Here is a 13,756-nt window from a genome sequence, read left to right as displayed (position 1 = left end):
TCAGGCCCGCCGCACCGGGCACCGGCGGGGCGGTACCCAGGTGCGACTATGCCCCTTTCGGGTCGGTGCGAGCCTCACCCGGCACCGACCCGACAACCCTCACGCGGGGTCCGGCAACTCCGCGACCACCAGGCCGCCGCGCGCCTTCGGGGTGAACCAGGTGCTCTTGCGCGGCATCTTCTCCCGGGCCAGGTTCACCGCGACGAAGTCGTCCACGGTCACCGGCGCGATGAGGATGGCCAACTCGGCCCGGCCGGCCTCGACCTCACCGGCCAGCCAGCTGGCCGGGTAGTCGCCACCGACGTAGGTGATCCGCTTGTCCCCCGGGTCCAGCCCCAGGGCGTCGCGCAACAGCAGCCGCTCGACCAGGGCGTGGTCGAGGTTCTCCAACCGGCCGGCGCCGGTGTGCGGCAGGGTCACCTCGTACGCCTGGCCGGGCAGCTGAAGCACGACGGTGCCGCCGGTGGCCGGGACCTGTACCGGGCTCTCGACGGCGGCGACCTGCGCACCGGCGGCGGTCAACCGGTCGAGCAGCTCCTGCGGGGTGGTCGGCAGTTCGCTGACCAGACGGTTGTACGGCTGGATGGCCACCGAGGCGGGGGTGGTCACCACCGCCAGGAACCGGGGGAAACCGCCGGTCTGGGCGGCGAGGCTGCGGTGGTTGCCGTCGGCGACGACCAGGTCGCCGCCACCGGCCAGGGAGGTCAGCTCGTCCTGCTCCGGGCCCGGCCCGAGCAGCCAGATGGCGTGCGTACGCCCGGCCTGGTCCAGGTCGGTCGCGGCGGGCGCACCGGCCGCGTCGGTGGCCTTGGCCAGCGCGGCGTGCAGTTCGTCACCGCGCCCGGTCTGCAACAGCAGTACCGGCGAGAGCAGGTGCCCCAGCGCCTCGGCCAGGGCCACCCGCTCACGCACCTTGGCGATGAAGACGTCCTCGTTGCGGATGACCAGGCCCGGCTCGTCGGCCCGGGTGGAGATCTGATCGGTGTCGACCATGGCGAAGATGCCGTACGCCGGCTCCTCCCCGGGTGCGGTGATCCGGTACAGGACCACCACCTGCTCGGCGGGGGTGTAGCTGCCGTCGGCCTTCGCCTCGGCCAGCCGGGTCACCGCGTCCGGCAGAGCGTCGCCGAAGGACTTGCCGAGGCTGTCCGGAGCCCGGTGTGGCATCTCGATGCCGAGGGCGCTGTGCGGGTTCGCCTCGATGATCGCGGTGATCTCCGCGTCGTCGGCGAACTCGTCGTAGTTCTGCGCTCCGGTGCCGCCAGTGGTGATCCAAGCCCGGGTGATCGGGTGCACGACCGTCATGACCATGACGCTACCGTCGCCGCCTCCGGCCCCGCCGCCCGACCCACACCCTCGCCCACCAGGTGAAAGGAAGGGCCCCCGCTTAACGCCTGCGGTAGTGCAGGGGTCCCCTGTTAACAGTCCGGCTCCGCCGCCCGACGATGCCGGCCCGCGGGCGCCGGCACCACGGCGGGACGGCGTACCGGCCGGGGGCCCTGGTTGCGGATCTCCCGACCGGGCGGCGTCAGCCGGGAGGTGGCCGGAACCCGGGCCACCCCCACCACGGGGGTACGACCGAGCACCTCGGGGGCGTTCAGCGGACGCTGCTGCGGCGCCGGCCCGCCGAAGCGGTCGTACGGCGGGCCGGGCCACAGCTCGGCGAGGTCCTGTCGGGGAGCGACCCACTCGCGCCGCTCCCCGTCCCCGAAGGCCGGTCCGGCCTCGGCGAGGACCGGTCGGGGCGCCGGTCGGCTCTCCCGGTCCTGCCGGGGCACCGGCTGGCTGAGGTCCGCCACCGGGTGGATCGCCTCGTTGCCGGTCCTCTCCCGGCGAGTCCGACGGTCGGAGACCGGGGCACGGTGTTTGGCCATCTGGTGCCTCCACGAGTGGCGGCCGACGGGCACGGATGCGGCCCGCCGGCTCTCTGCGGACACCTGGTCAAACGACTCCACGAGGGCAGCGGTGACGCCGGGTACGGCGCCCGAGGCGACGCGGAGCTTGTGTTAACAAGGGACCCGGGCTATACCCGAGGCGTTAATAAGGGGCCCTTCCTTGCACCTCATTCGAAGATGGGGTCGAGGTCGCGGGTGCGCTTGAGTTCGAAGAAGCCGGGGGTGCCGGCCACCAGCAGTACCCCGTCCCAGAGCCGACCGGCGGCCTCCCCCTTGGGTGCCGGGGTGACCACCGGGCCGAAGAAGGCCACCTTCCGGCCCTCCGGTCCGGGTGCGTGGATGACCGGGGTGCCCACCTCGGTGCCGACCGGCCGCATCCCCTCCTCGTGGCTCTCCCGCAGGGCGGTGTCGAGCCCGCTGTCCTCGGCGGCCTCGGCCAGTTGGGGGTCCAGGCCGGCGTCGGTGAGGGCGGCGGCGAACAACTGGGGACCGACCTGCTCCTTGCCGAGGTGGATCCGGGTGCCCAGGGCGGTGTAGAGGGCACTCACCGCCGCCGACCCGTACCGCTGCTGCACGGCGATGCACACCCGGACCGGCCCCCAGCCGGTACGCATCGCCTCCTGGTACGGCTCGGGCAGTTCGCGGCCCTCGTTGAGCACCGACAGGCTCATCACGCGGAACCGGACCTGGACGTCGCGGACCTGTTCCACCTCCAGCAGCCAGCGGGAGGTGATCCACGCCCAGGGGCAGATCGGGTCGAACCACATGTCGACGCTGGTGCGTTCGTTCATAGCGAGGTCCCTTCGGGATGCTGGCACCGGACAGCGGTGCACCCTCCGATCCTTACTCCACAGCCGCCCGATCGCGCTGAGTACCACAGCGTGACCTCGCCCACCACCGGGTGCCCGTCCGTGGAAGACTCAGGATCGGACGGGCCGTCACAGGCGGTCCACGATGATGTGGCCGTGGGGTACGGCGAGAAACGGATGGAGACGAACGTGCCGGGAGTGCGCAACCTGACGCAGGTCGAGGCGACCGAGCGGGCCCGCCTGCTCGAGGTGACGGGGTACGACATCAATCTGGACCTGTCCAGTGCCGTCCACGCGGCGGGGGGTCGCACCTTCCGGTCGATCACGGAGGTGCGTTTCCGCTGCACCGAACCGGGCGCCAGCACCTTCATCGAGGTGGCCGCCGACTCGGTACGTTCGGCGACCCTCAACGGCACCCCGGTCGACCTGACCGACTTCTCCGCCGAGAAGGGACTGACCCTGACCGGGCTGGCCGATGAGAACCTCCTCGTAGTCGACGCCGACTTCGCGTACTCGAACTCCGGGCAGGGCCTGCATCGCAGTGTCGATCCGGTGGACGGGGAGACCTATCTGTACAGCCAGTTCGAGACGGCTGACGCCCAGCGGGTCTTCGCCTGCTTCGACCAGCCCGACCTCAAGAGCGTCTACACCTGGCACGCCACCGTTCCGGAGCACTGGAAGGTGATCTCCAACGCGACCGTGGAGCGAGTGGAGCCGGCCGGTGAGGACCTCAAGACGGTCCACTTCGCCACCTCGGCGCGGATGAGCACGTACATCACCGCGCTGTGCGCCGGGCCGTACCACGAGGTGCGGGACAGCCACGACGGGATCGACCTGGGGCTGTTCTGCCGGACCTCGATGGCGCAGTACCTCGACAGCGACGACCTGTTCCTGGTCACCAAGCAGGGCTTCGACTTCTTCCACGAGCAGTTCGGGGTGCGCTACCCGCTGCCCAAGTACGACCAGCTGTGGGTGCCGGACTTCAACGCCGGGGCGATGGAGAACTTCGGCTGTGTCACCCACGCCGAGTCGCACTACCTGTTCCGTTCGCAGGTCACCGACTTCGAGTACGAGCAGCGGGCCAACACGATCCTGCACGAGATGGCCCACATGTGGTTCGGTGACCTGGTCACCATGCGCTGGTGGAACGACCTGTGGCTGAACGAGTCCTTCGCCGAGTGGGCCAGCCACTGGTGCAACACCCACGCCACCCGGTTCCAGGAGGCGTGGACGACCTTCCTGTCCGTCCGGAAGAACTGGGGCTACCGGCAGGACCAGCTCTCCTCCACCCACCCGGTCTACTGCGAGATGCCGGACCTGGAGGCGGTCGAGGTCAACTTCGACGGCATCACGTACGCCAAGGGTGCCAGTGTGCTCAAGCAGCTGGTCGCCTACGTGGGCCTGGAGCCCTTCCTGGCCGGTCTGCGGGCCTACTTCGCCAAGTACGCCTGGGGCAACGCCACCTTCGACGACCTGCTCACCGAGCTGGAGACCGCCTCCGGCCGCAAGCTGCGCACCTTCGCCTCCCAGTGGCTGGAGACCGCGCAGGTGAACACCCTGCGGCCGGAGCTGACCATCGGCTCGGACGGCGCGTACGAGCGGGTGCTGGTGCGGCAGGAGGCCCCGCAGGGGTACCCGACCCTGCGTACCCACCGCATCGGGGTCGGGCTGTACGACCTGGCCGACGGTCGGCTGGTGTGCCGCCAGCGCCTGGAGGTCGACATCGACGGTGAGCTGACCGAGCTGACCGAGCTGGTCGGGGTGCCGGCGGCCGACGTGCTGCTGCTCAACGACGACGACCTCACCTACGCCAAGCTGCGGCTGGACGAGCGGTCGATGGCCACGGTGGTGCAGCACATCGGCGGGTTCGAGTCCTCCCTGGCGCGGGCGCTGTGCTGGACGGCGGCGTGGGACATGACCCGCGACGCCGAACTGGCCACCCGCGACTACGTGGCGCTGGTGCTGGCCGGTCTGCCCGCCGAGACGGACATCAACCTGGTCACCGCCACCCTGCGCCAGGCGAGCAGCGCCCTGACCTTCTACGCCGACCCGGCCTGGGCCCCCAGCGGCTGGGCTGAGCTGGCCCGCACCGCGCGGACCGCCCTGGCCGCGGCCGAGCCGGGCAGCGGCTTCCAGCTGGCCTGGGCCCGGACGTACGTCTCGGCGGCCCGTGCCCCGGAGGACCTGGCCGTGCTGCGCGGCTGGTTGGACGGCAGCCAGGTGACCGAGGGGCTGACCATCGACACCGAGCTGCGGTGGAGCGTGCTGCAGGCGTTGGTGGCCAACGGGGCGGCCGGCGTGCCGGAGATCGAGGCCGAGCTGGCCGGGGACCGGACCTCCAGCGGGGAACGGGAGGCCGCGTACGCCAACGCCCTGGTGCCGACCGAGGAGAACAAGGCTGCCGTCTGGGCCCAGCTGACCGGCGCCGAGGCCCTGCCGAACTGGCGCAACCGGGCCTTGTTGCAGGGCTTCACCCACCCGGCACAGGTCGAGCTGACCATGCCGTACCGGCAGCGGTACTTCGAGGCCGTGGGGCAGGTGTGGGCCAGCCGCGACAGTGAGCCGGCGCAGGAGTTCGCCATGCTCGCCTACCCGGCGTACCTGGTGGAGGAGGACACCGTCGAGGCCACGGACGCCTGGTTGGCCCAGCCCGGCTACCCGGCGCCGCTGCGTCGGCTGGTGGCCGAGGGTCGCGACGGGGTGGTCCGGGCGGTGGCCGCACGGGCCCGGGACGCCCGCACCGCCTGAGCCAGGTTTCCCGGCGCGGGTGGATCGCCCGCGCCGGGCACTCTGGGCGCACATGATTCGACACGACTGAGCCCGGCCCCCGCAGTCGCGGGAGCCGGGCTCGATCGTGCTTGGAAGGGGTCAGCCCTTGCCGGCGTACCGGGAGAGCTGGTCGAGGCCCTGGATGATGCCACCGGCCAGGTCACCGCCGCCGAAGGAGGCCACCATCGACAGCGCGGCGATCTTGGCGTACGTGTCCGGAACCCGCTTGCGGGCGTACCGGCCGGTGACGATCTCCAGCTGCCGCTGGTTCGGCGAGACGGCGATCAGCACCGAGCGGTCCGGGTCGGCCAGCTGCCCGTGCAGCCGCTCGGCGTGCTTCCGGATCGGCTCGTCGAGACCGCCGACGAAGACCGAGAAGACCAGGCCGGTCGTGCGGTCGGCCAGCCGCAGCGCCTCGTCGATGCGCAGCAGCTGGCGGGTGGAGAAGGGCCCGTCCAGCACGTCGGGCCGGGGTTCGGTCCCGGCCTCGGGCTGCATCTCACCAACGGTCACTTGCGCCTCCGGTTCCACCGGCCGGCGCCTCGGCGCCGGCCTGCTCCTGCTTGCGGCCGGTCAACGCCGGCGCCTGGGCCCCGGCGGCCAGCACGGTGCCGGCCGAGTCGGCCAGCTCGTCCGGCTTACCGAGAAACCAGACCGGCGTGAAGTTGAACGGACGGCCCGGCCGGTAGCGCTTGGCACCGCCGCCGCCCCCGTCCCGGCTACCCGCGTACACCAGGCCGGCGATCACCAGCACGACGGCTGCCGGGATGCCGACGAAGACCAGCAACGTGTCGGTTACAGACAATCCCAACGCCCCCAGGCGGAAAGAGAGACCTTCGACCGGATCGGGTGGCTGGTCACCGCGGTGACCTCCCGACTCCGCTGCCACTCACGTTAGCGGAGCCGACGCTTCACCAAAGCGCGGGGTGCCGATCCCATCCGTCACACGAGTGTTCAACCTGCGCAACTGTGGCGATCCGTGTCCCGTCGACACCGTATCGCCGAAACGGCGGTATCCCGTGCCGGCTTACCCCGCCGTTTCGGCGATACGGCGGGGTGAGGCACGGGCGTCTATATACGATCCGCGCCGAGGAAACGTCGGGCGTTGCCGCCCAGCAACAGTGCGCGCTGGTCCTCGGTGAGGAAGTCCGCCTCGTGGATCACCCGGCCGACCGGGCGTTCCCCCAGCGGGTACGGGTAGTCGCTGCCGAGCAGCACCTGACCGGGGCCCATGGTGTCCACCAGCAGGCGCAGGGCCGGTGTCGCGAACACCACCGAGTCGACGTAGAAGCGGTCGACATACGAGCTGGGTGGGGCGGCGGAGGCACCGCGTACCAGGTCGCCCCGGCGGTGCCAGGCGTTGTCGGCCCGCCCCAGCCAGAAGGGGAAGCTGCCGCCGCCGTGCGCGAAGCAGATCCGCAGGCTGGGCGGCACCTTGTCGAAGACCCCGCCGAGGATCATCGACAGCACCGACAGGTGGGTCTCGGCCGGCATCCCGGTGAGCCACCGGGCCATCCACCGGTCCAGGCGGGGGCCACCCGGCATGTCCCAGGGGTGGACGAAGACCGGGGCGCCGACCTGGGCGCAGTGGGTCAGGAAGGTCACGATCCCGGCGTCGTCCAGGTCCCGGTCACCGACATGGTTGCCGATCTCCACGCCGACGTGTCCGGCCGCCAGGCAGCGGTCCAACTCGGCGCAGGCCGCGTCCGGGTCCTGCAACGGCACCTGGCAGAAGGGCACCAGCCGGTCACCACCGGCCGCGGTCACCTCCAGGGTCAGGTCGTTGAAGATGCGAGCCACCTTCACCGCCTGGTCGGCCGGGCGTTCGTAGCCGAAGAAGACCGGGGTGGGCGAGACGACCTGCACGTCGACCCCGTCGGCGGTCATGTCGGCCAGTCGGGTGGGTGCGTCCCAGCACTGCGCGCCGATCGGGCGGAACTCGGTCTCCCCCACCATGATCATGGCGGCGCGTTCCGAGTCGATCCGCAGCCAGGGCCAACCGGACCCGCCGCAGGCCGCGGCCAGGTCCGGCCACCCCTTCGGTACGACATGCGAGTGCACGTCCACCACCGGGTGGGCAAGTGGCTGGGCCATCAGCCCTTGCCCGGGTGCAGGGTGCCACAGTTACCGCAGGTACGGGCCGCCTCGTCGGCGTAGAAGGCGCCGAACACCGGGGGCAGGTCGGCGGCGATGTCGCGGACCTGCAACTCGACCTCGTGCACCTTGTGCCCGCACTCCGGGCAGTACCACTGGAACTTCTCCAGGGTCCCCTCCGGACGGACCCGCTCCACCACCACCCCGATCGAGCCCGGCTCGGGCCGCTGCGGCGAGTGCGGGACGTTGCGCGGCAGCATCCACATCTGTCCCTCGCGCACGTGCACCGTACGCGGCCCCTCCGGGGTCATCAGGTTGATGTGCATGTTGCCCTTGACCTGGTAGAAGAACTCCTCGTACGGGTCGACGTGGAAGTCGGTGCGCTGGTTGGGCCCGCCCACCACCATCACGATGAAGTCGTCCGACCCGGGGAACATCTCCTTGTTGCCCACCGGCGGCTTGAGCAGGTGCTGGTTCTCGGCGATCCAGCCCGGAAAGCTGAACGGCTCGGCGATCTCACTCACGACTGACCTCCTTCGGGCAACACGGCCACGGCTTGCATCTCGATCAGCAGGTGCGGATGAGGTAACTGGTGCACGGCCACGGTCGTCCGGGTCGGCCCGGTGGCGTCGAAGAACTCCGCCCACACCTCGTTGTACCCACCGAAGTCGTTCATGTTGACCAGGTACGAGGTCACCTGCACCAGGTCGGACAGGTCGGCGCCGACCGAGCGCAGCAGGTCACCGATGTTCTCGATCACCGCGCGGGTCTGCACCCGGATGTCCAGGTCCGTCGTCCCGAACTCGTCGACCGACACCCCGGCGAACGTGTTGTCGGGCAGCCGCGACGAGGTACCCGACACGAAGACGAACCCACCCGCAACCTTGACGTGCGGAAACGCCCCCCGAGGAACCGCCTTCCCCTCGACCACCCGCGCCCGCGCCCCGTCAGCCATGCCACCCTCCCCGAACAACCGTGCGGACAACGCCCACATCAGGGGTTCCGGGCAGCCCGACCGGCGCAGGGATCAAGCCTGACCGCCCGGAGCCGGTCGGGCTGCCCGGAACCCCAACCCCGACCACGACGATCCGCACGCTCATGACGCCGCCTTGAGGGTGGCCGTGCCGAGCTTCTCGACCACCGCCCGCACCTGGGCCCCAGGCCGCAGCGGAACAGCGGCCGTGGCCGCGCCGGCCAGGAACACCCAGCCCTCACGCATCCGTACCCCGTGCCGCCCGGCCAGGCGGACCCCCTCGTCGAGGGCCCGGCGGGGGTCGCCGAGGATCGCCGCGGTCGAGCCGACCTGGGCCACCCGGCCGTCGATCTCCAGCAGGACCCCCAGGTTGTCCAGCCCGTCCGGCACCGGCGACCAGGGACCGACCACGAAGGCGGCGGCCGAGGTGTTGTCGGCGATCACGTCCGGCAGGGAGAAGCTGAAGTTCGCGTACCGGGAGTCGATCAGCTCGATCGCCGGGGCCACCGCGCGGACGGCGTCCGTGAAGGCCCCGACCGGCTCGCCCGGCTCGGGCAGGCGGTCCAGCAGGAAGGCCACCTCCGGCTCGACCCGGGGGTGGATGTAGGTCGACACCTCGACCGTGCCCCCGTCGGGCACCCACATCGCGTCGGTCAGCCGCCCCCAGATCACCTCGTCGACCCCGACCTGGGCCATCTTCGCCTTGCTGGTCAGCCCCATCTTCAGGCCGACCAGCCGCTCGCCCCGGTCCAGCCGACGCTGCACCAGGGCGGCCTGCACCCCGTACGCGGCATCGACGTCCAGGCCGACCTCGGCGGCCAGTTGCCCGATGGCGGTGGCGGTGGTGGCGGCCTTGTCCAACTGCTCGGCGATGCCGGCCGGGTCCAGCCCGCTCATGCTTGCTCCTCGGTTCGCGGTTGCGTGGCCGTCGGGTCCCCGGCCCGGGCCGGGTCACCGGCTCCCTCGCGGACCAGGTCCAACGCCACGTCGACGATCATGTCCTCCTGGCCGCCGACCATCCGCCGTCGACCCAGCTCCACCAGGATCGAGCGGACGTCCACCCCGTACCGGGCGGAGGCGCGTTCGGCGTGCCGCAGGAAGCTGGAGTAGACCCCGGCGTACCCCAGGGAGAGGGTCTCCCGGTCGACCTGGACCGGCCGGTCCTGCAACGGGCGGACGATGTCGTCCGCCGCGTCCATCAGCGCGAACACGTCACAGCCGTGCTTCCAGCCGTGCAGTTCGGCGACCGCGACGAAGACCTCCAGCGGGGCGTTGCCCGCCCCGGCGCCCATCCCGGCCAGCGAGGCGTCCACCCGGACGGTGCGGCCCGACGGCGATCCCAGCGGCCCGGCACCGAGGATCCGGCCGTGTTCGACCGCCAACACGCTGTTGGCCACGCCCAGGGACAGGTTGTGGTGGGCGTGGATGCCGATCTCCGTCGCCGGGTCGAGCACCTGCCGGTACGCGTCGACCCGCTGGGCCACGTCGGACATCAACAGCCGACCCCCGGAGTCGGTGACGTAGACGCAGTGCGCCCCGTAGGACTCCATCAGTTTGGCCTGCGCGGCCAGCCCGGCCGGGTCGAACATGTGCGACATCATCAGGAACCCGGACACGTCCATGTCGTTCTCCCGGGCCCAGGAGATGTGCTGGGCGGAGATGTCCGCCTCGGTGCAGTGGGTGGCGATGCGCACACTGGTAACCCCGAGGGCCTTGGCCGCCTTCAGGTCGGCGATGGTGCCGATGCCGGGCAGCAGCAGGGTGGTCAGCTTCGCGTTCGTCATCACCTCGGCCGCCGCCGCGATCCACTCGGCGTCGCTGGCCGCACCGTGGCCGTAGTTGACACTGGACCCGGCCAGCCCGTCGCCGTGCGCCACCTCGATGGCGGCCACCCCGGCGGCGTCCAGGGCGGCGGCGATGGTCTGCACCTGGTCGACCGTGTAGCGGTGGGCGATGGCGTGCATGCCGTCGCGCAGCGTCACGTCCTGGATGTAGAGGTCCGTCATGCCGGCACTCCCTTCGCGCGCAGGGCCACCAACCGTTCGGCGGTACGCAGCGCGGCGCTGGTCATGATGTCCAGGTTCCCGGCGTACGCGGGCAGGTAGTGCCCGGCACCGGAGACCTCCAGGAAGACCGAGACCTGCAGGCCGGTCACCTGCCGCCCCAGCGAGGGCACGTAGGTGTCCACCCGGTCGAACTGCACATCCTGCTTGAGCCGGTAACCCGGGACGTACTCCTGCACGCTGGCGACCATCTCGGCCACCGAGGCGGCGATGGCGGCCCGGTCGGCGTCCGGATCCGGGCAGAGGCAGTAGACCGTGTCACGCATCAGCAACGGCGGCTCGGCCGGGTTGAGCACGATGATCGCCTTGCCCCGGTCGGCGCCGCCGACCACCTCGATGGCCCGGGCGGTGGTCTCGGTGAACTCGTCGATGTTGGCGCGGGTGCCCGGACCGGCCGAACGGGAGGAGATCGAGGCGACGATCTCGCCGTACGCCACCGGGGTGACCCGGCGTACCGCGGCGACGATCGGCACGGTGGCCTGCCCACCGCAGGTGACCATGTTGACGTTCGGCTCGGCCAGGTGCTCGTCCAGGTTGACCGGCGGCACCACGTACGGGCCGATGGCGGCCGGGGTCAGGTCGACCACCCGGCGGCCGTGGGCGCGCAGCACCGCGTCGTTGTGCCGGTGCGCACCGGCGGAGGTGGCGTCGAAGACCAGCTCGACGTCGGCGAACTCCGGCATCGCGACCAGGCCCTCCACCCCCTCGGCGGTGGTCGCCACGCCGAGGCGGCGGGCCCGGGCCAGGCCGTCGGAGGCCGGGTCGATGCCGACCATGGCCACCATCCGCAGGGACTCGGACAGTCGCAGCACCTTGATCATCAGGTCGGTGCCGATGTTGCCCGACCCGATCACCGCCACACCGACGCTCATGACGAGCCACCTTTCGTTCCGGAGAAACAGGTCCGGACCGAGCCGAGGCCGGAGATCCGGGCCTCGTACGCCGCGCCGGGGGTGACCGCCACCATCGGGCCGAGGGCCCCGGAGAGCACCACGTCACCGGCGCGCAGCGGCTCACCGGCGCGGGCCATCGTGGTGGCCAGCCAGGCCACCGCGTGCAGCGGGTTGCCCAGGCAGGCCGCCCCGGCACCGACCGACACCGGCTCACCGGCCTGCTCCAGCACCATCCCGCACAGCCGCAGGTCCACCTCGGCCAGCCGGCGGGGTGCGGTACCGAGCACGAACAGCCCACTGGAGGCGTTGTCCGCCACGGTGTCCACGATGGAGATGTCCCAGCCGGCTACCCGGGAGTCGACGATCTCGATGGCCGGCAGCAGGTGGTCGACCGCACGGATCACGTCGACCGTGGTGACCCGCTCGTCGGGCAGGTCCGCGCCGAGCACGAAGGCGATCTCCGCCTCCACCCGGGGCTGGAGCAGCCGGTCGATCGGCACCTCGACCCCGTCCGGCACGGCCATGACGTCGGTGAGGACGCCGAAGTCCGGCTCGTACACCCCCAGGTTCTCCTGAACCGCCCGGGAGGTCAGCCCGATCTTCGCGCCGACCCGGCGCTGCCCGGCGGCCAGCCACTGGCGTACCTGGTGCTGCTGCACCTCGTACGCCGCGGCCACATCCCCCTCGGGCAGCAGCCGCCCACGCAGGGGCGGGCAGGGCTTGCCACTGGTCCGGGCCTCGGTCAGTTCCTCGGCCGCTCGCTGAAGGTCACTCATGACATGTCCACGCAGACGTTTGTGAGTTCGGAGTAGAAGTCGAGCGAGTGCACCCCGCCCTCCCGGCCGATGCCGGAGGCCTTCACCCCACCGAAGGGGGTACGCAGGTCCCGCAGGAACCAGGTGTTGACCCAGACGATACCGGCGTCCAACTGCGCCCCGGCCCGGTGCGCCCGGCCCACGTCCCGGGTCCAGACCGCCGCCGCCAGGCCGTACTCGGTGCCGTTGGCCAGCGCGTACGCCTCCTCCTCGGTGTCGAAGGGCGCCAGGTGCACCACCGGGCCGAAGATCTCCTCGGTGTTGGTACGGGCCTGCGGGCCGAGTCCGGCCAGCACGGTCGGCTGCACGTACGCCCCGCCGTCGCGGGCGTCACCGAAGTGCGGCACCGCCCCACCGGCCAGCACCTGGGCACCCTCGGTCCGGGCCAGGTCGTAGTGGCCGAGCACCTTGTCGCGGTGCCCGTGCGAGATCAGCGGCATGTTCACGGTCGCCTCGTCGGCCGGCCAGCCGTACGCCAGCTCCCCGGCACGCTTGGCCAACCGGGCGGCGAACTCCTCGAAGACCGGCCGCTGCACGTAGATCCGCTCGGTGCACAGGCACACCTGACCGCCGTTGGTGAAGCTGGACCGCACCGAGCCTTCGACGGCCGCGTCCAAATCGGCGTCGGCGAAGACCAGCCCGGCGTTCTTGCCGCCCAACTCGAAGCTGACCGCCTTGACCCCGTCGGCCGCGGCCCGCATGATGGCCGACCCGGTGGCGGACTCGCCGGTGAAGGTGATCGCGTCGACCCCCGGATGGCGGGTGAGGAACTCACCGGCGGAGTCCGGGCCGAAGCCGTGCACCAGGTTGAACACCCCCGCGGGCACCCCGGCGGCGGCCATCACCTCGGCCAGCAGGGTGGCCGAGGCCGGGGTCTCCTCACTGGGCTTGACCACCACGGCGTTGCCGCAGGCCAGAGCCGGGGCCACCTTCCAGGTCAGCAGCAGCAGGGGCAGATTCCAGGGCACGATGATCGCCACCACGCCGACCGGCTTGCGGACCGCGTAGTTCAGCGCCCGGCCACCGGTCGGAGTGACCGTGGTGAAGGACTCCGTCGGGGCGGTGGCCACGATCTCGGCGAAGGCCCGGAAGTTGGCCGCACCCCGCGGAATGTCCAGGGTCCGGGCCTGGGAGATGGACTTTCCGGTGTCCGCCACCTCGGCGGCCACCAGGTCGTCGAAGCGTCGCTCCAACTCCTCGGCGACCCGACGCAGCACCTCGGCGCGTTCCCGCTCCCCCATCCGGCCCCACGGCCCGCGCAGCGCCGCCCGGGCGGCGGCCACCGCGTCGTCCACGGTGGAGCGGTCGGCCTCGACCACCTCGAAGACCGGCTCGCCGGTCACCGGGCTGCGCTTGGTGAACCGGTCACCGGTCGAGACGAACTCGCCGCCGACGAAGTTGCGCAGCAGCCCGGGGCCGTCCGGCGCGTGGCCGGACATCAGCCG

General features: G+C 71.5%; 14 protein-coding genes. 1 reads left to right on the top strand and 13 read right to left on the bottom strand.

The features are described 5' to 3' along the window. Positions 1 to 99 precede the first annotated feature (99 nt). The 3 genes from ACLQ2T_RS24960 to ACLQ2T_RS24950 all read right to left on the bottom strand — a co-directional run bounded on the left by ACLQ2T_RS24960 (position 100) and on the right by ACLQ2T_RS24950 (position 2,686). Positions 100 to 1,305, bottom strand: coding sequence for a DUF1015 family protein (locus ACLQ2T_RS24960; protein WP_425768790.1), 1,206 nt, complete (start codon positions 1,303 to 1,305; stop codon positions 100 to 102). A gap of 113 nt (positions 1,306 to 1,418) precedes the next feature. Further along, entirely contained in the window at positions 1,419 to 1,874 is a 456-nt protein-coding gene (locus tag ACLQ2T_RS24955; RefSeq protein WP_425768789.1) for a hypothetical protein, read from the bottom strand. A gap of 188 nt (positions 1,875 to 2,062) precedes the next feature. Next, entirely contained in the window at positions 2,063 to 2,686 is a 624-nt protein-coding gene (locus tag ACLQ2T_RS24950; protein WP_425768788.1) for a DsbA family protein, read from the bottom strand. Positions 2,687 to 2,902: 216 nt separating this feature from the next. Between ACLQ2T_RS24950 and pepN the strand changes: the two genes are divergently transcribed. Continuing rightward, positions 2,903 to 5,452, top strand: a complete 2,550-nt coding sequence (pepN, locus tag ACLQ2T_RS24945; protein ID WP_425768815.1) for an aminopeptidase N — start codon at positions 2,903 to 2,905, stop codon at positions 5,450 to 5,452. Between the two features lie 120 nt (positions 5,453 to 5,572). Here the strand turns inward: pepN and ACLQ2T_RS24940 are convergent, their stop codons facing one another. The 10 genes from ACLQ2T_RS24940 to ACLQ2T_RS24895 all read right to left on the bottom strand — a co-directional run bounded on the left by ACLQ2T_RS24940 (position 5,573) and on the right by ACLQ2T_RS24895 (position 13,750). Beyond that, the gene (locus tag ACLQ2T_RS24940; protein ID WP_425768787.1) at positions 5,573 to 5,986 is read right to left on the bottom strand and encodes a DUF5130 family protein; all 414 of its coding nucleotides are present in this window, start codon (positions 5,984 to 5,986) and stop codon (positions 5,573 to 5,575) included. Beyond that, the gene (locus tag ACLQ2T_RS24935; protein WP_327027470.1) at positions 5,973 to 6,260 is read right to left on the bottom strand and encodes an aa3-type cytochrome oxidase subunit CtaJ; all 288 of its coding nucleotides are present in this window, start codon (positions 6,258 to 6,260) and stop codon (positions 5,973 to 5,975) included. Before ACLQ2T_RS24935 ends, ACLQ2T_RS24940 begins: the two co-directional genes overlap by 14 nt. 284 nt (positions 6,261 to 6,544) lie before the next feature. Next, the gene (locus ACLQ2T_RS24930; protein WP_425768786.1) at positions 6,545 to 7,567 is read right to left on the bottom strand and encodes an amidohydrolase family protein; all 1,023 of its coding nucleotides are present in this window, start codon (positions 7,565 to 7,567) and stop codon (positions 6,545 to 6,547) included. After that, entirely contained in the window at positions 7,567 to 8,091 is a 525-nt protein-coding gene (locus ACLQ2T_RS24925; RefSeq protein ID WP_425768785.1) for a 3-hydroxyanthranilate 3,4-dioxygenase, read from the bottom strand. Before ACLQ2T_RS24925 ends, ACLQ2T_RS24930 begins: the two co-directional genes overlap by 1 nt. Next, a complete protein-coding gene (locus tag ACLQ2T_RS24920) occupies positions 8,088 to 8,522 on the bottom strand; it encodes a RidA family protein (protein WP_425768784.1) in 435 nt (144 codons plus the stop codon). Before ACLQ2T_RS24920 ends, ACLQ2T_RS24925 begins: the two co-directional genes overlap by 4 nt. 141 nt (positions 8,523 to 8,663) lie before the next feature. Then, complete coding sequence (locus ACLQ2T_RS24915) at positions 8,664 to 9,437, bottom strand: 2-keto-4-pentenoate hydratase (protein ID WP_425768783.1); 774 nt, start codon at positions 9,435 to 9,437, stop codon at positions 8,664 to 8,666. Beyond that, positions 9,434 to 10,546 (bottom strand): 4-hydroxy-2-oxovalerate aldolase, encoded by a 1,113-nt coding sequence (gene dmpG / locus ACLQ2T_RS24910; protein ID WP_425768782.1) that lies wholly within the window; start codon positions 10,544 to 10,546, stop codon positions 9,434 to 9,436. Before dmpG ends, ACLQ2T_RS24915 begins: the two co-directional genes overlap by 4 nt. Beyond that, complete coding sequence (locus tag ACLQ2T_RS24905) at positions 10,543 to 11,475, bottom strand: acetaldehyde dehydrogenase (acetylating) (protein WP_425768781.1); 933 nt, start codon at positions 11,473 to 11,475, stop codon at positions 10,543 to 10,545. Before ACLQ2T_RS24905 ends, dmpG begins: the two co-directional genes overlap by 4 nt. Beyond that, positions 11,472 to 12,272 carry a 2-keto-4-pentenoate hydratase gene (locus ACLQ2T_RS24900; RefSeq protein ID WP_425768780.1) on the bottom strand — a complete coding sequence of 267 codons (801 nt, stop codon included), beginning with the start codon at positions 12,270 to 12,272 and terminating at the stop codon, positions 11,472 to 11,474. The genes ACLQ2T_RS24905 and ACLQ2T_RS24900 overlap by 4 nt, the downstream gene beginning before the upstream one ends. Continuing rightward, positions 12,269 to 13,750 carry a 2-hydroxymuconic semialdehyde dehydrogenase gene (locus ACLQ2T_RS24895; protein ID WP_425768814.1) on the bottom strand — a complete coding sequence of 494 codons (1,482 nt, stop codon included), beginning with the start codon at positions 13,748 to 13,750 and terminating at the stop codon, positions 12,269 to 12,271. The genes ACLQ2T_RS24900 and ACLQ2T_RS24895 overlap by 4 nt, the downstream gene beginning before the upstream one ends. Positions 13,751 to 13,756 lie beyond the last annotated feature (6 nt).

The organism is Micromonospora sp. DT229, from assembly GCF_049844505.1.
In the GTDB taxonomy this organism is placed as follows: domain Bacteria; phylum Actinomycetota; class Actinomycetes; order Mycobacteriales; family Micromonosporaceae; genus Micromonospora.
Note: the sequence above shows the minus strand (reverse complement) of the source record. Positions and strands in the feature narration are given on the sequence as shown.